17 protein-coding genes are annotated in these 20,801 nt (G+C 59.9%); 13 read left to right on the top strand and 4 right to left on the bottom strand.

The window, feature by feature from the left end:
- Nucleotides 1–69: 69 nt before the first annotated feature.
- The 6 genes from IB285_RS14515 (at nt 70) to rplL (ending at nt 2,646) form a co-directional block, all read left to right on the top strand.
- Nucleotides 70–210 carry a hypothetical protein gene (locus tag IB285_RS14515; protein WP_190788830.1) on the top strand — a complete coding sequence of 47 codons (141 nt, stop codon included), beginning with the start codon at nt 70–72 and terminating at the stop codon, nt 208–210.
- 25 nt (nt 211–235) lie between these two features.
- Entirely contained in the window at nt 236–781 is a 546-nt protein-coding gene (locus tag IB285_RS14510; RefSeq protein ID WP_190788829.1) for a DUF2975 domain-containing protein, read from the top strand.
- The gene (locus tag IB285_RS14505; protein WP_190788828.1) at nt 781–1,014 is read left to right on the top strand and encodes a helix-turn-helix domain-containing protein; all 234 of its coding nucleotides are present in this window, start codon (nt 781–783) and stop codon (nt 1,012–1,014) included. Before IB285_RS14510 ends, IB285_RS14505 begins: the two co-directional genes overlap by 1 nt.
- Before the next feature lie 86 nt (nt 1,015–1,100).
- Nucleotides 1,101–1,355: a hypothetical protein gene (locus tag IB285_RS14500; protein WP_190788827.1), complete on the top strand. Its 255-nt coding sequence runs from the start codon at nt 1,101–1,103 to the stop codon at nt 1,353–1,355.
- Nucleotides 1,356–1,657: 302 nt separating this feature from the next.
- The gene (gene rplJ, locus IB285_RS14495) at nt 1,658–2,173 is read left to right on the top strand and encodes a 50S ribosomal protein L10 (RefSeq protein ID WP_190788826.1); all 516 of its coding nucleotides are present in this window, start codon (nt 1,658–1,660) and stop codon (nt 2,171–2,173) included.
- Nucleotides 2,174–2,268: 95 nt separating this feature from the next.
- A complete protein-coding gene (rplL, locus tag IB285_RS14490; RefSeq protein ID WP_190788825.1) occupies nt 2,269–2,646 on the top strand; it encodes a 50S ribosomal protein L7/L12 in 378 nt (125 codons plus the stop codon).
- 82 nt (nt 2,647–2,728) lie between these two features.
- Here the strand turns inward: rplL and IB285_RS14485 are convergent, their stop codons facing one another.
- Nucleotides 2,729–4,093, bottom strand: coding sequence for a serpin family protein (locus IB285_RS14485; RefSeq protein WP_190788824.1), 1,365 nt, complete (start codon nt 4,091–4,093; stop codon nt 2,729–2,731).
- A gap of 153 nt (nt 4,094–4,246) precedes the next feature.
- Here IB285_RS14485 and IB285_RS14480 point away from each other — a divergent pair, with 153 nt between their 5' ends.
- The 4 genes from IB285_RS14480 to IB285_RS14465 all read left to right on the top strand — a co-directional run bounded on the left by IB285_RS14480 (nt 4,247) and on the right by IB285_RS14465 (nt 9,760).
- On the top strand, nt 4,247–5,638 hold the full coding sequence (locus IB285_RS14480; RefSeq protein ID WP_190788823.1) for an MATE family efflux transporter: 1,392 nt from the start codon (nt 4,247–4,249) through the stop codon (nt 5,636–5,638).
- A gap of 138 nt (nt 5,639–5,776) precedes the next feature.
- Nucleotides 5,777–6,064 carry a co-chaperone GroES gene (gene groES, locus IB285_RS14475; RefSeq protein ID WP_190788822.1) on the top strand — a complete coding sequence of 96 codons (288 nt, stop codon included), beginning with the start codon at nt 5,777–5,779 and terminating at the stop codon, nt 6,062–6,064.
- A 53-nt stretch (nt 6,065–6,117) separates the two neighbouring features.
- A complete protein-coding gene (groL, locus tag IB285_RS14470) occupies nt 6,118–7,770 on the top strand; it encodes a chaperonin GroEL (RefSeq protein ID WP_190788821.1) in 1,653 nt (550 codons plus the stop codon).
- Between the two features lie 148 nt (nt 7,771–7,918).
- Entirely contained in the window at nt 7,919–9,760 is a 1,842-nt protein-coding gene (locus IB285_RS14465) for a DUF885 domain-containing protein (RefSeq protein ID WP_328705902.1), read from the top strand.
- Between the two features lie 74 nt (nt 9,761–9,834).
- Here the strand turns inward: IB285_RS14465 and IB285_RS14460 are convergent, their stop codons facing one another.
- Nucleotides 9,835–12,135, bottom strand: a complete 2,301-nt coding sequence (locus tag IB285_RS14460) for a DUF305 domain-containing protein (RefSeq protein WP_190788819.1) — start codon at nt 12,133–12,135, stop codon at nt 9,835–9,837.
- A 265-nt stretch (nt 12,136–12,400) separates the two neighbouring features.
- On the opposite strand from IB285_RS14460, the gene IB285_RS14455 reads away from it, so the two are divergent.
- A complete protein-coding gene (locus IB285_RS14455) occupies nt 12,401–13,447 on the top strand; it encodes a serine hydrolase (RefSeq protein WP_190788818.1) in 1,047 nt (348 codons plus the stop codon).
- A 59-nt stretch (nt 13,448–13,506) separates the two neighbouring features.
- Here IB285_RS14455 and IB285_RS14450 read toward each other — a convergent pair whose 3' ends face one another.
- The gene (locus IB285_RS14450; protein ID WP_190788817.1) at nt 13,507–13,986 is read right to left on the bottom strand and encodes a hypothetical protein; all 480 of its coding nucleotides are present in this window, start codon (nt 13,984–13,986) and stop codon (nt 13,507–13,509) included.
- Between the two features lie 80 nt (nt 13,987–14,066).
- Here IB285_RS14450 and polA point away from each other — a divergent pair, with 80 nt between their 5' ends.
- Nucleotides 14,067–16,910 (top strand): DNA polymerase I, encoded by a 2,844-nt coding sequence (gene polA / locus IB285_RS14445; protein WP_190788816.1) that lies wholly within the window; start codon nt 14,067–14,069, stop codon nt 16,908–16,910.
- 69 nt (nt 16,911–16,979) lie between these two features.
- Nucleotides 16,980–18,101, top strand: coding sequence for a mechanosensitive ion channel family protein (locus tag IB285_RS14440; protein ID WP_190788815.1), 1,122 nt, complete (start codon nt 16,980–16,982; stop codon nt 18,099–18,101).
- 5 nt (nt 18,102–18,106) lie between these two features.
- On the opposite strand, the gene IB285_RS14435 is transcribed toward IB285_RS14440, so the two are convergent.
- Nucleotides 18,107–20,413, bottom strand: a complete 2,307-nt coding sequence (locus tag IB285_RS14435; RefSeq protein WP_190788814.1) for a CDC48 family AAA ATPase — start codon at nt 20,411–20,413, stop codon at nt 18,107–18,109.
- Nucleotides 20,414–20,801 lie beyond the last annotated feature (388 nt).

Genomic DNA, 20,801 nt, shown 5'->3' with positions numbered 1-20,801 from the left:
TGACAATAAATCGAGTCGCTTCTAGATCGAGATTATTGAAAGACGATATCATGCATCAAGGAGTTCAATATGTCACGTATCGCAAATCAATCACTCGCTGTCTGCGCCGCGCTTTTCCTTACGCTCAGCTCGATCGGCACCATCGTCACTGTCCCGCCCGCTCAGGCGCAGGTCTCGCAAAGCTTTCCGGCGATGGTGGAACTTGCCTGAACCCGCACAACCAAGGGGAAATCTTATGAAAGCCGAATTCAACGACCCGCTGCTTCTCGCAGGCAAGGTCCTTACCATCGTGCTGCAGGGCTTGATGGCCCTGGCAGGCGTGGTGGTCACCATCATGATTCCGGTCGTCCTGCTGTTCCGGGATGAAATCAACGCCGAGATCGCCGAAGAGCACGCGGAACTGGTCACTTCGATCCCGACCATGCCACTGGTCGGATTGTTCGTGATCATCGTCGCCGTGGTCGCCCTCACGTTCCTGTTCTTCGGGAAGCTGCGCGCTATCATCGGCACCGTCGGAGAGCGTGATCCATTCGTGCCGGAAAACGCCTCGCGCCTGAATGCTATGGCCTGGCTACTGCTCGCCGTGCAGGTGCTGCTGATCCCTGCGGCTGCGCTCGGATTGTTTATCGCGGAGTGGGCCGATCAGATCGAAGACGCGGAGATTTCCGTCGATGCGGGAGTCGACCTCACCGGCATTCTGATGATCATCACGCTCTTCATCCTCGCCCGCGTGTTCAAACATGGCGCTGAGATGCGCGAAGACCTCGAAGGGACCGTGTGATGCCTGCAGACGATGAAGGAGCAATGATCATGGTCAAACTCGACGACCTGCTGCACGAACGCCGCATGACGCTAACCGAGCTGGCCGAGCGGGTGGGCCTTACCCTCGCCAACCTCTCGATCCTGAAAACCGGCAAGGCGAAGGCAATCCGCTTTTCCACCCTCGCAGCAATCTGCCGCGAACTGGATTGCCAGCCGGGCGATCTGCTCGAATACGAACACAAGCCTCAATAAGGCGCAAGGTCGCCAGTGGAACCATAGCGGGGGCGCTCCGTTTTGAAGGCAACGGAGCGCTTTCGCTCATCAAATCAGAAGGTTTTATGAAATACGCAATCGCAATTGCAGCCCCGCTCGCTCTCTCGCTCGCGGCGTGCAACAATGACGCAGAAGAAGTGAACGAGGCTGCCGATGAGGTCGTCGATGAGCGGGCGGAAATGATGGAAGCACACGCGGACCTCGCAGAGGAACGCGCCGATGCAGCGGTAGATCCGGTGGAGGAGGCCGCTCTCGAACAGCATTCGGATGAACTCAAAGAACGCGCGGATGAAATCGAGGACAGCGCAGACTCGATGTAAGAGCGCAAACGGCGCTTGACAGCGCAAATTGAACGTCTAGAGGTCCGCCGCTGATTGGCGGACCTTTTTTCGTCGATCAACCGTCCGAGACAGTTGCTGAGCGGGATACGCCCGCTCTTAATTTGCAGCCTAGGCGGGGACAGAGATTTTCGCAGTCGCTCTTAAAGGGTCTGCAATTGTGCCGAATGGCACACCCTCCTTCCCCATCGTTGGACTCTGCGGTGTCGACGAACGGCATCGTTAGACATGAGCCGGTCGTGCGCGATGCAAATCTCGCGGGACCATAAGTGAAGGAGTAAGGCATGGATCGTTCGCAAAAAGCCGACGCGGTTGCTCAGCTCAATGCAGTCTTCAACGAGGTTGGCGTGGTCGTTGTTACCCGCAATCTCGGCCTGACGGTGGATCAGTCCACCGAATTGCGCTCGAAGATGCGTGAAGCAGGAGCTTCCTACAAGGTTGCGAAGAACCGTCTCGCCAAGCTCGCCCTGAAAGACACCGATTACACGGGTATCGAAGAGTTTCTCTCCGGCCCGACCGCGCTGGCATGGTCCGAAGACCCTGTCGCAGCCGCCAAGGCTGCTGTCGATTTCGCGAAAGCGAACGACAAGCTGGAAATCGTCGGCGGATCGATGGGTACGCAGGTGCTCGATGAAGCCGGGGTCAAGGCACTCGCCTCGATGCCGAGCCTCGATGAGCTGCGCGGCAAGCTCGTAGGATTGGTCAACGCACCGGCAACGAAGGTTGCCCAGTTGATGAACGCTCCTGCGAACAAGCTTGCCCGCGTGTTCGGCGCATACGGCGCCAAGGACGCTGCATAAGAGCTTTACGAAGAGACGATTTCGCACACGCGATTTTTACATGTGTTTGGGGTGTGACCTCGTGAGGCCGCCCCGATTGAATTGGAGTGAACATCATGGCTGATATTGCCAAGCTTGTTGAAGAACTTTCGAAGCTGACCGTCCTCGAGGCGGCTGAACTGGCTACCGCTCTCGAAGAAGAGTGGGGCGTGAGCGCCGCTGCTGCTGTTGCAGTCGCTGGCCCGGCTGGCGGCGGCGACGCCGGTGCAGCTGCTGAAGAGAAGGACGAATTCGACGTCATTCTCACCGGCGACGGCGGCAAGAAGATCCAGGTCATCAAGGAAGTCCGTGCCATCACCGGCTTGGGCCTCACCGAAGCCAAGGGTCTCGTCGAAGGCGCGCCGAAGCCGCTCAAGGAAGGCGTTGCCAAGGCAGAAGCCGAAGAGATCAAAGGCAAGATCGAAGCAGCCGGCGGTACCGTCGAACTCAAGTAAGCTTACAGCTTACGCTTCGTTCGGATTAACCGACCAGAGAAAGGGCGGTGCCAGCGATGGCGCCGCCCTTTTCTATCAGAAACTAGAGTTTGGGCGGGCAACCTTCCGCAGGTGATACCTCGGGAACCGGCGAGAGGTCGGGTGACGGCCCATCGGTATTGTCCTGTCGCGGATCAACCAGCCGCCCCATGAATAGGATCGCGCCCGACCTCTTGTCGCGCAGCAGGAACATGAAGGGATGGTCGGCGCGGAAGACAAAGGGCGGCGGCGGAGGCGGCCCGCGGCGGCCTGACGTTACAATAGCCGACATCACCACAGCCGTTGCCGCAGCGGCTTCGGAGCCTTTCTCGTCGACGTCGATATTGGCCTGATGGATGACGTTGGAAATCGTCAGACCGCACCAATCGGGCAGCCTAGGCTGCGGCAACCGGGCCATGCGGTCAAAATTCGCGTTCCTCGAAAACGCCAGCGGCGCGCCCATTTCCTCAATCGCCTCGCCGAGATCGGCGCTCCAGTCGAGGCTCATTTTCGGGATGGCGAGGATCGTATCATAGGGCTCTGCCTCGTCGAGATCGCTCAGCCAGCGTTCGAGCCGGCTGGCGGTCAGGCTGCCCTCGAGCCGCGCGAAGCCATCCGGATCGTCGGGCAGGATCGCGACCATGCTCACCTCCTCGCCTGCATAAGGCAATTCGATGAGCTTGACTGAACCGCGCTCGATCCCACGAAAATCGTTGCGCGCGTTCATCAGATTAGCTGTGATCTCGCTGCCATCGGCCATGAAGAACGGCTCTTCCGTTGTCGCCTCCGCCTTGAAGGGTTTGAGCCAATCCGCCTTCCAGTAGATTGCGTTGACAAGGACGGCAGCGGTCTTGGGCCTGATGACTCCCTTGGCGATCAGCTCCTCAATCCGATCCTCTGTCTTGCCCGACACCCAGCGGTTGATAGTGTTGCGCGCCGCTTCGGGATCGGTCGTAAAGTCCACCCGCCTGAATGCACCGGATGCCTTCTGCTCCAGATCGGCCATGTAATCTGGCTCAAGCTCCAAATCCTCGTGAACCCAGAATGCGTTGGCGCTACGTAATTCGCGGCCCTCGCCCGAGAGGTTCATGGACCGGTCCAACTCACCAGCACTTGAGAGGTATGCCTCGGGTCCAGCCGGAAAGCGCATCACCTCGCGCATTTCCTCCGCAGTCTGCCCGTCCGCTCCGCGATAGGCGAACCCCATGGCGAGTGAGATGCTGGCTGGAGAGAAAAACAGGTTGTCGCCTTCATTGGCGACTTCTCGGTAGAGGTCGAGGGCAAAGGCATTCGATCCCTCGGCGGCCTCTTGCACGGTGACATCGCTGGCCTCTGGTGTGGTTGAAGACCACGATGAAACACATGCGGCCAAGACCGGAGCAACAATCACCATCGGCAATAGGCGGCGAATTCTGCGCGATCTGACCATCTTCATAACGTCCTTCCACAATTCGGTGCGGCTTTACTGTGGCACGTTAGCTGCGCGAATCTTAATTTTTCAGCGAACCTGACTCTTGCGCTTTTCCCAAATCGCCATCGCATATATCCGGGCTGGCTCGCTTTGCTGCGGGCAAAGTGAGTCATGCAGGAACAGGAACTTCTCGAAACGCCCGGCTGGGGACAGGAATTGCGCGCGACGACATTGCTCGCCGCGCCGCTTGCGCTCGCCAATTTGCTGCAGGCCTCCATTTACATCATCGACGTGATCTTCATCGCGAGGCTTGGGGAAGAACCGCTCGCCGCATCGGGTCTTGCCGCTGGATTGTTCGGATTGATCGTCTGGACGATGGCGTCGCTGGTGGGCGCGGTTGCGCCGCTGATTGCCGAGGCGATCGGGTCGCGCTCCCCGTCTTTCAGGCCCGTGAGGCGCGCCACCCGCATGGCGTTGTGGCTGGCGGTCATGTCCGGTGTCTGTGGTATGGGCGCGGCATTGCTGCTCGGTCCGGCGATGCGGCTCACTGGGCAGCAGCCCGAGATCATAACGCTCGCGAGCGAATACAATTTCGTGATCATATACTCGCTCATCCCGATGCTGCTTGCGGCGGTGCTGCGCAATTACGTATCGGCGCTCGGTCGGCCGGTCGTCGCAACGGCCATCACCGCCTTGGGCATCCCGGTAAACGCAATCGCCAATTACGCCTTTATCTTCGGCAATTTCGGCGCGCCGGAGCTTGGTTTGACCGGCGCCGCAGTCGCGACGATCATAACCGCGATCATCACGCTGAGCGCGTATATCGCGGTGATCCTTCTCAACCCCGCGCTCGCCCGGTACCGGATATTCTACCGGTTCTGGCGACCGGACTGGCAGCGTTTCTGGACTATCGCGCGAATCGGCGCACCCATTGCCCTGACGGTGACGGCCGAGGCCGGTGTGTTCAGCGCCGCGGCGTTCCTGATGGGACGTATAGGCGCAGCGCAGCTCGCCGGACACATCGTCGCGCTCAACATCGCTGCTCTCGCGTTCCAGGTGCCGTTCGGCGTCGGACAGGCGGCGACAATCCGGGTCGGATATTTCTACGGTGCGCAGGACAACGAAGGCATAAAGCTCGCAGGATGGGTTGCGCTGGCGATTGGCGCGGGCTTCATGGCGTTCACGGCTATGGCCATGATCCTGGTTCCCGAACAACTGCTACGCATCTTCGTCGATATCGGCGATCCAGAGAATGCTGCCCTGGTCGGCTTCGCGCTGCAGTTCCTCGTACTCGCAGCCGCATTTCAACTCGTGGACGGCGTACAAGCGGTCGCGGCGGGGGCTTTGCGAGGACTACAAGACACCCGCGTACCAATGTGGATCGCCATATTCAGCTATTGGGTTCCCGGTTTCGGGCTCGCTTTCGGCCTTGGTTTCTTCACGCCTCTAGAAGGAACGGGTGTCTGGATTGGCCTCGCTACGGGGCTGGCCTTTGCAGCGGCGCTTCTTACATGGCGATGGATGCTGCGCGAACGTTTGCAACTGACTTTGCGGTGCATCTGATGGCGCTTGGAAGCGACCGAAAAAATTTGCTGAACATGTGTTGACTCGGCGCGGACGCGCTCCCATTTGCGCTGCGCTGGCACTCTCGGGAGGAGAGTGCCAATCTTGTTATCAACCTTAATTGAAAGGTCATCCATTATGGCATTTCGTCCGCTGCACGACCGCGTACTGGTCCGTCGCATCGAAGCCGACACGAAAACCGCTGGCGGCATCATCATCCCAGACAGCGCTCAGGAAAAGCCCAGCGAAGGTGAAATCGTTGCCGTCGGTGATGGCGCTCGCGACGATTCCGGCAACCGCGTCGCTCTCGACGTGAAAGCCGGCGACCGCGTCCTGTTCGGCAAATGGGGCGGCACCGAAGTCAAGATCGACGGCGAAGACCTGCTGATCATGAAGGAAAGCGACATCATGGGGATCATCGGCTGATCGGCTGACCCCAACGCTTTTTTCAAACTCAATATTTTCCAGGAGAAACACCAATGGCTGCCAAGGACGTAAAGTTCAGCCGCGATGCCCGCGAAGGCATCCTCAAGGGCGTCGATACGCTCGCAAACGCTGTCAAAGTGACGCTCGGCCCGAAAGGCCGCAACGTCGTTATCGATAAGAGCTTCGGCGCGCCGCGCATCACCAAGGACGGCGTCACCGTCGCCAAGGAAATCGAGCTTAAGGACAAGTTCGAAAACATGGGCGCACAGATGCTGAAAGAAGTGGCATCGAAGACCAACGACCTCGCCGGTGACGGCACCACCACCGCGACCGTTCTGGGCCAGGCCATCATCCGCGAAGGCATGACCGCCGTTGCCGCCGGTATGAACCCGATGGATCTGAAGCGCGGCATCGACGCGGCTACCGCCAAGGTCGTCGAAAACCTCGCCGGTCGTTCGAAGGAAGTTGCCGGTTCGGCTGAAGTCGCACAGGTCGGCGTGATCTCCGCCAACGGCGACAAGGAAGTCGGCGAGAAGATCGCCGAAGCCATGGAAAAGGTCGGCAAGGAAGGCGTCATTACCGTCGAGGAAGCCAAGGGTCTCGAATTCGAGCTCGACGTCGTCGAAGGCATGCAGTTCGACCGCGGCTACCTCTCGCCGTACTTCATCACCAACCCGGACAAGATGACTGTCGAACTCGACAATCCGTACATCCTGATCCACGAAAAGAAGCTTTCGAACCTCCAGCCAATGCTGCCGGTCCTCGAAGCGGCTGTGCAGTCGGGCCGTCCGCTGCTCATCATCGCGGAAGACATCGAAGGCGAAGCGCTCGCGACCCTCGTGGTCAACAAGCTGCGCGGCGGCCTGAAGGTTGCAGCGGTGAAGGCACCGGGCTTCGGCGATCGCCGCAAGGCCATGCTGCAGGACATCTCGATCCTCACCAAGGGCGAAATGGTCAGCGAAGATCTCGGCATCAAGCTCGAGAACGTCACGCTCGGCATGCTGGGTGAAGCGAAGCGCGTCACCATCGACAAGGACAACACGACCATCGTCGATGGCGCAGGTTCGCAGGAAGACATCCAGGCCCGTGTCGGCGAAATCAAGACGCAGATGGAAGCGACCACCAGCGACTACGATCGCGAAAAGCTGCAAGAGCGCCTCGCGAAACTTGCTGGCGGCGTTGCCGTGATCAAGGTCGGCGGTGCTTCGGAAGTCGAAGTGAAGGAACGCAAGGACCGCGTCGACGACGCGCTCCACGCAACCCGCGCCGCTGTCGAAGAAGGCATCGTCCCGGGTGGCGGCACCGCGCTGCTCTACGCCTCGAAGGTTCTCGAAGGCATGAAGGGCGACAATGACGACCAGACCCGCGGCATCGACATCGTCCGCCGCGCGATCCTGGCGCCTGTCCGTCAGATCGCGCAGAACGCGGGCCACGATGGCGCAGTTGTCTCCGGCAACCTCCTGCGTGAAGGCGACGAAACGCAGGGCTTCAATGCGGCAACCGACACGTACGAAAACCTTGTCGAAGCCGGCGTTATCGACCCGACCAAGGTCGTTCGCACCGCGCTGCAGGACGCAGCGTCCGTTGCGGGCCTGCTGATCACGACCGAAGCGGCGATCACCGACGCTCCGGAAGATGACAAGGCTGCTCCTGCAATGCCCGATATGGGCGGCATGGGCGGTATGGGCGGCGGTATGGGCTTCTAAGCCAGCCCGTCAGCTTCAACGCTTACCAAACCAAAGGGCCCCGGGGGACGTTCGTCCCTCGGGGTTTTTTGTTCGTCGAATTCCCGGCTTCCCAAGTGTGCGCCCTTCCCCCATGATCCCCGCATTCTGGACACGAAGGGGACTCACCGTGAAAACCAAATTTGCAGCCCTGTTGCTGGCATCCGTCGCGCTTGCCGGTTGCGAACAGCTCACCGCGTCGACCGTCGCGACCGTCAATTGCGAAACCACTCAGACAGAGTGCCTCAACGAATGGTTCGAGACCAAGTTCGAGGAAGAGCTAAAGTTCAGCCCGATCCGGCAAACCGCTTTGGGCCGGAAGACCGATAACGACAAGATCGATGACCTCTCGCTCGAAGCTCAGCAGGAGCAAATCCAGTGGTGGCAGGGTGCGGTGGCCGAAATGGAGGCCAACTTCGATTACGACGAGCTTTCGGACGAAGCGAAGCTGTCGTGGGACATGTTCCAGTTCCGCGCCGATCAGGCCGCCCGCGCAGCGGAATTCACCGATCAGGAATACATCCTCCACCAGATGAACGGCACGCACACCGCCTTGCCGAGTTTCATCCTTACCCAGCACCGGGTCGAGGACGAGAGCGATATGGAGGCGTTCATCGCGCGCATCGCGGGTATCGGCACTGCCATGGACCAGCTGCTCGAACGCGCCAAAAACAACGCAGAGGCCGGAACGCGCCCTCCCCGATTCTCCTATGACGCAGTGATCGAGGAATCGACCAAGCTGACGAGCGGCGCGCCGTTTGACGACGGCGAGCCATCGGCAATGTGGAATGCCAGCGAAGCGCACCTCGCAAAGCTGGTCGAAGACGGCACCATTACCGAGGAGCGCGCAGCAGAATTGCGCGAAGAAGTGCGCACAGCGCTGACCGAAGAGTTCGCACCAGCCTATCGCCGCGTCATCGACTGGTACACCGAGGACCGTCCGAATTCGGACGAGACAGCGCAAGGCGTCAGCGCCCTCGCAGGAGGCGATGATTTCTACAATTACCGCCTCAACCTGATGACCACCACCGATCTGACAGCCGACGAAATCCACCAGACCGGCCTCGATGAGGTCGCGCGCATCCGCGCCGAAATGGAAGCGATCAAGGATCAGGTCAGCTTCGAAGGCGATCTGCAGGAGTTCTTCACCTTCGTGCGCGAAGACGATCAGTTCTTCTATCCGAACACCGATGCCGGCGCGCAGCAATATATCGATCAGGCCGAAGAGCATCTTGCCTTCATCAATGAGCGCCTGCCTGAATTCTTCGGCACGCTGCCCAAAGCGGATTTGGTAGTGAAGCGCGTCGAGCCATTCCGAGAACAGGATGGCGCGGCGCAGCATTACCGCCCGGGCACGCCGGACGGCTCGCGGCCAGGCGTCTATTATGCGCACCTTTCCGACATGCGCGCGATGCCGATCCCTTCACTCGAAGTGATCGCCTACCATGAAGGCAATCCGGGTCACCACATGCAGTCATCGATCGCGCAGGAATTGACGGGCATCCCGCAGTTCCGTGCACAGGGCGGCTATATTCCCGCCTTCGGCGAGGGGTGGGCGCTGTATTCCGAGAAGCTCGCGAAAGAGATGGGCGCGTACGAAGACCCATATTCGGATTTCGGTCGCCTGACGACCGAGATGTGGCGGGCCATCCGCCTGGTCGTCGATACCGGTATCCACTCGAAAGGGTGGGGCGAGGAGCAGGCGGTGGATTATTTCCTGGAAAACTCACCGATACCGGAAACCGCGGTCCGTTCCGAAGTCCGCCGATATATCGTGCTGCCGGGCCAGGCGACCGCTTACAAGATCGGCATGATCCGTATTCAGGAGCTGCGCGCCAAGGCGGAAGAGGAGCTGGGTGAGGACTTCGATATTCGCGGATTCCACGACACCGTTCTTGGCGGTGGTTCGGTCCCGCTATCAATCCTCGAGAAGCGCGTAGACCAATGGATTGCGAGCGTAAAAGCCGCCTGACGTGCTGGGACGCTCACACAAAAGGGCGGGATGGCACCGAGCCACCCCGCCCTTTTTCGTATCCGGCGAAGAGCTTAGCCGCCGTTACGGCTCGCTGCGGCGGCTTCGATGGTCGCCTCGTCCCAAGTAACCTGGGTCTGGGTTTGCGGATTGAAACGCGTGTTGGCGTAGGACGCTGCTTCTGCAGCAGCGATCTCTTCCTCAGTAAGGTACTCGCTCGGCTCCAGCGCGAACACGTCGATCCCGCGCGTGATCTCGGTGCCGTAGATGCGGCCATTGTACCAGTAGGATGACCAGAACCCGCCGACGACGAGCTGCTCCTTGTCGATGGCGCCGCGATCGAAAAATGCGATCTCTTTCGGATTGGCGCTGTCGGTGAAATCCATCACGCTGATGCCGCCCTGATACCAGGACTGCACGAACAGGTCGCGCCCCGGCACCGGAACTATCGAGCCATTATGCGCGACGCAGTTTTCCTTGTCGCTTTGCGGCCCCGGCATTTTGTAATGGCTGCGGAATTCAAGCTTGCCATCGACGATGTCGTAGATCGCATTCGCGCCCCAGGTCATCGGGTCCGATGCGCGGCAGCGCGGGCGCCCGCCCCCACCCCATTCGTCGGTGAAAATGACCTTCGTGCCATCATTGTTGAAGGTCGCCGAATGCCAATAGGCAAACCCCTTGTCGAACACCGCATCGATCCGCACCGGGTTCATAGGATCGGAAATGTCCATCAGGATGCCGTTGCCGGAACATGCACCCGCAGCGAGGTTCTTCGACGGGAACACCGTGATGTCATGGCACTGATCGGTCCGGCGCGTGTCCTGCGCACCTTCTTCGCTTTCGCCGCCTTTCCACAGGCCAGCGATCTCACCGGTTTCGGTGTCCGCGAAAACGCGGGGGCTGCTGATGATCCTCGCCGCACCTGGATTGGCGACCGGTATCTCGATCACGTCGATACTGAACAGCGCCGTGCGGCTATCAGCGGGATTGTCGATGCAACGCGCCAGTTCTTCCTGCTCGCGAACGCTGGACGTGCCAGAATTGTAAACGATGATCTTTTCATCATCCGCGCTTACGATCGAATGGGTGTGACTGCCCCGGCATGTCTGGACCTGACCGACCTGCCGGACTGCGCTGAGATTGGATATGTCGAAGATGCGCAGCCCGCGGAAACGCTCATCGCTGACGTCTTCTTCCACGCCTTGCAGACCGCAATCGACACGTCCGCGGGTTTGCTCGACGCTCATGACGAGGATGTCGCCGACGACCGAGACATCGCCCTGTCCGCCTGGGCACACGACCGAGCTGAGCAGTGTTGGCACGCCATCATCGCCCAGGCGGTAGATGTTGAAGCCGTGATAATTTCCTGTGACCATGATGTCGTCGAAGAACGCCATGTCGGTGTTGGCGAAATCGAGCAGCGGCGTGCGCTCTGCGAATTCGGTGAGGCTTTCCTCGTCCTCACGCTGAGGCGTGGCGTCGTCATCCGCGGCAGCGGAAGCGTCTGCCAGCGCATCGTCTGTCGCTTCCGCAAGCTCCTCGGCCGGCGCGTTTTTCTTGTCTTCTTCGCGCGGCGGGACCGGAGCTCTCAGATCGGCCGGGTTATCGGGATCGAAAAAGCCGGCCGGCTTTGACAGGCTCACAACTTTGCGCAGGTTCAGGATCGCCTCACCCGCCGTGTCGAAACCCGACGCCAACGTCGCTCGCGGATCGGTGGAAAGCCCGGCGAGGATCGCGTCCATTCGGTCGATCTCGCTCGTCTGATCGTTTTCGATATCTCCAGCGAACCGGAACAGGATCGGATCGGCGGCGCTTCCAGGCTGATCCAGCAGCGCATCAACCATGTCGATAGCCCCTTCGTGATGCGCGATCATCAATGTAAGAAACTGGCGATCGAATTCAGTCGCTTGCGCTGCTGCAAGGGCCGCCAACTGGTCAGGGCTGGCCATACCTGCCATCCCCATATGCGCATGGTGCTCATGCCCGGGCATTCCAGCCATCGCGAGCTCAGTCGGCTCACCGCGCGCCGCCAGCCACTCCTGCATGAACTGGATTTCGTCAGCCTGGCTCGACATGATGCGGCCTGCGATGGTGACCACGTCCTCGTTGTTCGTGCGGTCGGCGACCAGCTCCGACATCACCACGGCCTGCTGATGATGAACGATCATCTGCTGCATGAATTTGACGTCGGCGTCAGTGTATTTGGAGCTCGCGAGCTGGGTCGCTTCCAACGCGCTCAGTGTCTTGCTGTCCTGACCCGGCGCACCAGGCTGCAGGATGGGAGCATTCTGCGCGACGGCCACAGTCGACGTGCCAAGCAGCAATGCCGTTGCAAATGCGCGGCAACCAAATGCGGAGTTATTTTTCGAGGTCATGAGCAATCCTGTTGTCGATATATCGTCGCATCAAAAGAGGTGCATCGCCTCGCAGTCAAGACCAATCGCGGGGACCAATCCTAAAAGCTGAGGGAACCGCAGCCCAAATCACGCTTTGACTTGAAGAGTGCGCGCGGCCGATCCGAACAAAATGACGGAGTTCGCCCCTTCACAGGCGACGAAGCGAAGGTCTGTAGCGACGGATTGATTTACTCGTGATAAGATCGTTAAGTCAGCAGAAACTATATAACAGGTAGCATTCGGTATGAACTCAGCGCCACGTTTCTCTTTCACTGCTGCGATCGCAGCCGGATTAGCACTCCTTGCGGCCCCCACCGCCGCGTCCGCCCAAGCGCAGCAAAACAACGAGCTTCAAGCGAGCTTCGACAGCGCATTCGGCACCGATCTGCGCAATCCCGACACCTTCGAGGCTATCTATGAAACCGGTTTCGAACGCCGGATCGCCGAGCTTGCCGATGGCAGCAAGGGCCGCATCGGCGTTGCGGCCATGGACCTTTCGACCGGCGAAACGCTGACTGTTCTTGGCGATCAGCTGTTCCCGATGGCCTCGACGAGCAAGATCGCGGTTGCGGCGAAATATCTGGAGATGGTCGAGCAGGGTAAATATTCGCTCACTTCCGAATTTCCTCTCCTGATCCCGGTCCGTTCAGCCAAGTTCTCCTCGCGCGCTGCCCCGGTCCGCAAGGGTAAATACATGCAGGCGATCGATCTCATCGAGATCATGATCACCCGCTCGAGCAATCCCGCGACCGATGCTTTACTCAAGGCGGTCGGCGGTCCGGGCGAAGTCAACGACTGGATGATCCGTCAGGGCATCACCGAATTCAGCATCGACCGCGACATCGCTACTCTGGTCCGTGACGACGGCGAATACGATCCGGCCACCTGGATCGATGAGCGCGATGCGGCAACGCCCCGCGCGATGGTGCGGTTGCTTCAGGGACTTTACCGCGGCGATTTCCTGTCCGACCAGAGCCGCCGCGTGCTGCTTGGCGCGATGAGCCGAACAGTTACGGGCAAGCGCCGGATTGTTGCGCACATGCCCGGTGAGGCCCGCGTCAGCCACAAGACCGGTTCGCTCAACAACACTTCGAGCGATATTGGCATCATCGAATATCCCGACGGACGCGCCATCGCCGTTGCAATCTACGTCACGGGTCAAGGCGCGCGACGCGCTCGCGAAGCCCGGATCGCATCAATCGCACGCGCTCTTTACGATGGCTTCGATGCGAAGGCGCGCGCGCAAGAGCGTCGCCAGAACTGGACAAACGCCCCAAACAACGGGGGCTGAGGACACCATTAGAGCTGATAAAGAAAAAGGCGGCTCCAAGCGGAGCCGCCTTTCTTTTATCAGGCAACCTTCGCTGATCGAAGGTCGGCTGAAACCGTCTGCGAATTACTCAGCAGCAGCTTCAGCTTCGCTTTCGCCTTCGACGGCGGCTTCAGCTTCGATCGCAGCTTCTTCAGCAGCGGCGCCAGCAGCGTCTGCACCGGCTTCGACTTCAGCAGCAGCTTCGCCAGCAGCAGCTTCGACAGCTTCAGCGTTTGCTTCGGCGTCTGCAGCCATCGCGTCGCCGACTTCGCCAGCCTGTTCAGCGGTTTCGCCGCATGCAGCGAGACCAAGGGCAGAAACGGCAACAGCGGTTGCGAGTACGAATTTACGCATAATAACAATTCCTTATTCAACTCGTGAATGAGCATGGCCAGCTTTGTCAGCCATGCCGAAACCGGTATCTGACCCCCGGGTTCTGGTGCCCAAATAGTGGCGACAATGTGGCAATGCAAGCCAATTGAGGCGAATTTGCCGTAATTTGGCCCTGCAATCGCCACAATTCAGATGGGTCGTGCTCAATTCGCGGCGGCCATCAAAGCAGCTTACGCAAGCCATTTACCGATGCTAGCAGGTGCGAATGGCCGATCAGAAACAGCACCTCTACCTTGTCGATGGTTCATCCTACATTTTCAGAGCCTATCACCGGCTCCCTCCGCTAACCGATCCGGAGGGGACACCGGTCGGCGCGGTCTACGGCTACACGACCATGCTGTGGAAGCTCGCCGATGATCTCGACGCAGCACACGGGCCGACTCATCTTGCCGTCATCCTCGACAAGGATTCGAAGAGTTTTCGCAACGATATTTACCCGGAATACAAGGCGAATAGGCCCGAACCGCCGGAGGATCTGCGCCCGCAATTCCCGCTGATTCGCGATGCCACACGCGCATTCAGCCTACCCTGTATCGAAGAGGCGGGGCTGGAAGCGGATGACCTTATCGCCTCCTATGCACGCGAAGCGCAGCGGCAGGGCTGGAACGTGACAATCGTGTCCTCCGACAAGGATCTGATGCAGCTGATCGGCGAAGTGGACGGCGCACGGATCGACATGCTCGACACAATGAAGAGCGCGCGCATCTACATTCCCGAAGTGGAGGAGAAATTCGGGGTGGCCCCGGAACTGGTCGGCGACGTGCTGGCGCTGATGGGCGACAGCGTCGACAATATTCCCGGCATCTATGGGGTGGGCCCGAAGACCGCCAGCAAGCTGATCGCGGAGCATGGATCGCTCACAGCAGCGCTCGATTCTGCTGAGGATATGAAGAAATCGAAACTCAAGGAGCGTCTGCTCGAACACCGGGACGATGCCGAAATGAGCCGGGTTCTGGTGACACTGAAGGAAGATTGCGACCTGCCGCAGCCGTTGGAAGAGATGCAGATCGAGAAGATACCCGAAGAGCCACTTGCCGCCTTCCTCGAAAAGCACGGCTTCACTTCGCTACTGAAACGGCTCGGTACGGGATCGGGCAGTCCCGAGCGCGCTAACAATCTGCATCCCGCTGCCGCCGAAAAGGCCGGCGATGCTGGAGATGTCGAAGGCAACAGCCAGCCGCTGCCGGACATGCCCAAGATTGATCGCAGCGCGTATGAAACGGTCCAGACCGAGGACCGGCTTAAGCACTGGGCAGAGCGCGCAATCTCGGCGCGGCTCGTCGCTGTCGACACCGAAACGTCGGCGCTGGATGCGATGCGTGCCGAACTCGTCGGGATCAGTCTTGCATTGGGTCCGAACGATGCCTGCTACATCCCACTCGCTCACGGCGGCAGCGATATGTTCGATGAAAAGCCGGAGCAGGTCGAGCTTGAAAAGGCGCTCGAAATACTCTCCCCGATGCTGTCCGATGCAAGCGTCACGAAGGTTTTCCAGAACGGCAAGTACGATCTCAATGTGCTCGCCCGCTACGGCGTCGAGGTTGCGCCCATCGAAGACACCATGATCCTGAGCTTCGACCTTGATGCGGGGCGCGGGCAGGACGGGATTGGCGGCGGTCACGGAATGGATGAGCTTTCCGAGCGGCATCTCGGGCACCAGCCGCTCGCGTTCAAAGATGTGTGCGGGACCGGAAAGAAAGCGATCCCCTTCGGCCAGGTACCGCTCGACCGCGCGACCGAATATGCAGCCGAGGACGCCGATGTCACGTGGCGGCTGTACCAGCATTTGAAACCACGCCTTGCCATCGAAGGCGGAACGAAGGTCTATGAGAGGGTCGATCGCCCGCTCATCCCTGTCGTCGCCCAAATGGAGCGCGAAGGCATCAAGGTCGACCGCGCACGCCTGGCCAAATTGTCAGAGGAGTTCGCGACGGAAACAGCCAGCCTCGAGAAGGATATTCACGAAATCGCCGGACAGGAATTTGCCGTCGGCAGCCCCAAGCAATTGGGCGAAGTCCTTTTCAACGAGATGGGGTTCAAAGGAGGCAAGAAAGGCAAGAGCGGCCAGTATTCGACCGACCAGTCCGTGCTCGAAAACCTCGCCAAGGACGAAGAGGGCGCACCGATCGCGAAAAAGGTGCTCGAATGGCGGCATCTCTCCAAGCTGAAATCGACCTACACCGATGCCCTCCAGGCGCAGATCAATCCCGATACCGGTCGGGTGCATACGAGCTACAGCCTGGTCGGCGCGCAGACCGGGCGTCTATCTTCGACCGATCCCAACCTGCAGAACATCCCGATCCGCACCGCCATCGGCCGCCAGATCCGCGAAGCCTTCGTGCCGGAAAGCGGCAACGTCCTGCTCGCAGCCGACTATTCGCAGATCGAGCTGCGGCTCGCTGCCCACATGGCAGATGTCGATACGCTCAAGGAAGCGTTCGCCAACGGCGAAGACATTCACTCCCGCACGGCAACCGAGATGTTCGGCGAGGTGACACGCGACACGCGGGCCCGCGCCAAGACGATCAACTTCGCCATTCTTTACGGCATCTCCCGCTGGGGGCTCGCCGGGCGACTGGAGGTTGAGCCGGACGAGGCGCAGGACATGATCGATACGTACTTCAAGCGCTTCCCCGGCATCCAGCGCTACATCATGGAAACGCTCGAAACCGTCCGCGAGCAGGGGTATTCCGAGACGCTGTTCGGTCGCAAAACCTGGTTCCCGCGCATCAAGTCCAAGAACCAGGCCGAACGCCAGGGGTCCGAGCGTGCCGCGATCAATGCGCCGATCCAGGGCACGAGTGCAGACATCATCAAACGGGCCATGGCGCGCATGCTTCCGGCTTTGGAGGATGCGGGCCTGTCCGATGTCCGCATGTTGCTTCAGGTGCACGACGAACTGGTGTTCGAGCTACCCGAAGGCGACGTCGCCGCCGCATCGCCGATCATCGAGCGCGTAATGGCAGAGGCGGCACTACCCGCGGTCGAGCTCGACGTGCCGCTCGCCATCGATATCGGCACGGGAGCTTCTTGGGACGCTGCGCATTGATCCGAAAAATCCACTGCGCATTCGCGCGGAATCTAGACCATTTCGCCTGCAAAAATTAGAGCCACATCTATGCACGACCTGTCTCAACTGACCCTCGCCGCGAGCTTTCGCTTTGCCGAACCGGGCACATGGACATTCGACTGGAATGCGATCGGGGTCGCCGCCCTGTTTGTGGTGGTCGGCGTAACGCTCGCCTACCTTGCTTATCGGATCGTGTTCGCTCTGGTGAATAAGCTCACCAGCATTTCCGAAGCGCCTTCGAACAATATCCTGATCGATCGCATTCGCAGACCGATCAAATGGTCCTTCATCGCAATTGGTGTGACCCTGGCCGCGCAGGCGGACGAGACCCTTCGCACTGTATGGGAACCGCTCGGGCAATTTCTTCGCCCTGCACTGCTCGGATGGATCGCGTACAACATCGTCCGCGGCCTAACCGCAGCGCTCGAGCTGCGGATGGAAGCCCATGAAGACCCGATTTCCATACGCAGCCGAAAGACGCGGATAGCGGTTTTGTCCCGCATCGCGGTCGCTGCGATTGTCATGATCACCATTGGATTGATGTTGTTCGCGATACCATCCGTGCGATCGATCGGTACGACGATGCTTGCCTCGGCCGGTCTCGCCGCACTAGCCATCGGTGCCGCTGCGCAGCCAGCGCTGAAATCGCTGATCGCCGGGCTTCAGGTTGCACTTACCGAACCGATGCGGCTGGGCGATTTGGTGGAAGTCGATGGCGATGTCGGGCGGATCGAGGAGATGCACCTCAGCTTCGTCACCGTGCGAACCTGGGATGAGCGACTGGTGATCATCCCGACCTCACGCTTCCTGGACGAAAGTTTCGAAAATTGGTCGCGCACCGACGAGCAGCTTACCGGCCCCGTTTTTCTTCATCTTGATCCGGCAACTGTAGTCCAGCCGATCCGCGAAGAATTCGAACGCTTCGTCACCGCGCATGAACTGTTCGACGGGCGCAATATCGCGTTCCTCATGACCGAGGCCTATCCGGAAAGCATCGAGTTGCGCCTGTCGATGAGCGCCAAGACGATCAGCGAACTTTTCGTCCTGCGGTGCGAGACGCGCGAACACATGCTCGGCTGGATCCGCGACAATCAGGAAAACGCTCTGATCCGCCACCGGCTCGAAGTGCCCGGCGGGCATCCGAAAGCTGGGGAACCCGCCGGCCCCTGAAAATTCTAGTCGTGTTTCTTCGCGTTTGCCGGCTCGAGGGTGTCCGGCGCGAAGAAACCAATCGGATTGGCTTCCGCCGCACGCTTTTTAAGCTCGCCGCGCATCTTGCGATACTCCGCTTCCATCCGTGATGTGACGGTGGCACGCGAGTCTTCCAATGCTGATGCGAAATCCTCAGCGGCGACCATGTCCACTTCGCCTCCGAGACGACGAAGCGCAGCAAGCCCTGCCCTTCGCACCACATCTTCGAGATCGGCTCCGGTGAATCGCTCGGTTTTCGACGCGACATCTGAAAGGTCGACGTCGCCTGCCAACGGCATATCGGATGTGTGGATCTTCAGGATGTGTTCGCGGCCTTCGGTGTCCGGCGTCCCGACATAGACCAGCTCGTCAAACCGGCCCGGACGCAGCAGCGCGGGATCGACCAGCGTCGGCCTGTTGGTGGCACCAACAACGACGACCGATTGCAATTCTTCAAGGCCGTCCATTTCAGCGAGGATCGTGTTGACCACTCGTCCTGTCACCTGCGGCTCGCCCTGTCCCGATCCGCGCGCCGGCACCAGACTGTCGATCTCATCGATGAAGATAACACACGGTGCCACGGCCCGCGCCCGCGCGAACAGTTTCGCGATCTGTTGTTCGCTTTCGCCATACCATTTCGACAAGAGGTCGGAGCTTTTCATCGAAATGAAATTGGCTTCCGCCTCCTTGGCCGTCGCTTTCGCAAGCAGGGTTTTACCGGTCCCAGGCGGACCGTAAAGCAGGAAGCCTTTGGCGGGTCGGATGCCCAGCCGGCGAAACGCATCAGGATTCTTGAGCGGCAGCTCGATCCCTTCTTTCAGCTTGTCGATCGCGTCGCCGACGCCACCGATATCGTCCCAGCTGGTTTTCGGAACCTGCACCATGACTTCGCGCATGGCGGAGGGTTGAATACGTTTCAGTGCAGAAAAGAAATCGTCACGCGTGACGCAGAGGTCCTCAAGGACATCCTGCGGGATGGTGCGTTCATCGAGATCGAGGCGCGGCATTATCCGACGGACGGCATCGATCGCCGCCTCTCGGGCAAGCGCCGCGATGTCCGCACCGACAAAGCCATGCGTGACGCGGGCCAGCTCATCCAGCTTTACCGCTGCCTCCAGCGGCATGCCGCGGGTGTGGATGGCCAGGATTTCGCGGCGGCCACTCTGGTCAGGAACGCCGATGATAATTTCGCGGTCGAAGCGGCCGGGACGGCGCAGCGCTTCGTCGATTGCGTCCGGCCGATTGGTCGCAGCGATCACGACAAGGTTTGCGCGCGCCTCCAGCCCGTCCATGAGAGTCAGAAGCTGTGCGACAAGCCGCTTTTCGGCCTCGCCAGGGACCTGTGTCCGCTTGGGCGCGATCGAATCGATCTCGTCTATGAACACGATCGCAGGGGCTGCGCGGGTTGCCTCTTCGAACACTTCGCGCAGCCGCTTTTCACTTTCGCCATAGCCTGAGCCCATGATTTCGGGCCCGTTGATCGTGAAGAAGTCGGCGTCGCTTTCGTTCGCGACTGCTTGCGCGAGGCGGGTCTTGCCTGTGCCGGGAGGTCCATGGAGAAGCACTCCCTTGGGCGGGTCGACACCCAGCCGGGTGAACAGCTCGGGATAACGCAGCGGCAGCTCGACCATTTCGCGCAGTTGGCGGATAGTGTCTTCCATGCCGCCGACATCGTCATAATTGACCGCGGCGCGGGCGTCGCGTGGCTCTTCGAATTCGGTCCGTAACTCGACTTCGGTGTTTTCGTCGATGTGGACGATGCCTTTGGGGCTTGTCGAAGCGACCGAAAGGCGGATTTGCGTCAGGGCATAGGCGGGCGCTCGCAGCAATTGCCGCACATCGGATGGCATGTTTTGCACCGGCTGCTGTCCGGTCGTCGCCACCAGGTCACCTGCCACAATCGGCTTTCCGAAAAAGTTGCGTTTGAGCGCCTGCGTCGGTCCTTGCAGGCGCATTTCGCGCTGAGCCGGCGCGAACACCACGCGCGTCGCCGGGCGCGATTCGGCGGCTTTGATTTCAACGTGCTCGCCCGAACCAGCTTCCGCATTTCCGCGTTGCAAGCCATCCAGCCGGACCACGTCGAGCGTTTCGTCTTCAGCATAGGCTGCTGTCGCGATGGCTGCGGTCATCCGCTTACCGGTAATCTCGACCACCTCGCCTTCGGTTATACCTAGTTCCTGGAAAGCCGAGCGCGGCATGCGCGCGATGCCCTGTCCTGATTCCTCCTGCCGTGCTGCAGCGACTTGCAGTCGCGCTGTGCGGGCGGGAGTGGCGGCTTCGGCTTCGGCCATGGGCAAATCCTCTCGATCATTCGATTCGTCGGTCGGGCTGCCTGATAGCTAGGCAGCGGCGCCGCCCTTTGCAAACGGCCATGCTCGTGAACCGTTTCGAAGAATTTTCAGGAATTGTTACAGTCGCAGAGGGCACAGGATGACCGCCTGACACGGTCCTGCAGGCAGAAAAAAGCCCGGCGCGAAGGCCGGGCTGGAAAAGTTTGGGAGAGGATGCCTGAAAGGCATGCCCCGGTATGCTTGACCCGAAGTTATTTCGCAAGTGCGAAAGGCGCATTTTATGTTGCGTTTCGTGCATTATCTATCGTCATATCGCTGACACAATTCCATTTGACGCATATTAATTGATCAAATTTTAGGCAGCCGCGCTCTTTTCGAGCAAAAATGC

It is taken from the genome of Erythrobacter rubeus, assembly GCF_014705715.1.
Classification (GTDB): Bacteria; Pseudomonadota; Alphaproteobacteria; order Sphingomonadales; family Sphingomonadaceae; genus Erythrobacter; species Erythrobacter rubeus.
The sequence above is the reverse complement of the archived record's forward strand: the minus strand, read 5'-3'. Positions and strand labels throughout refer to the sequence as shown.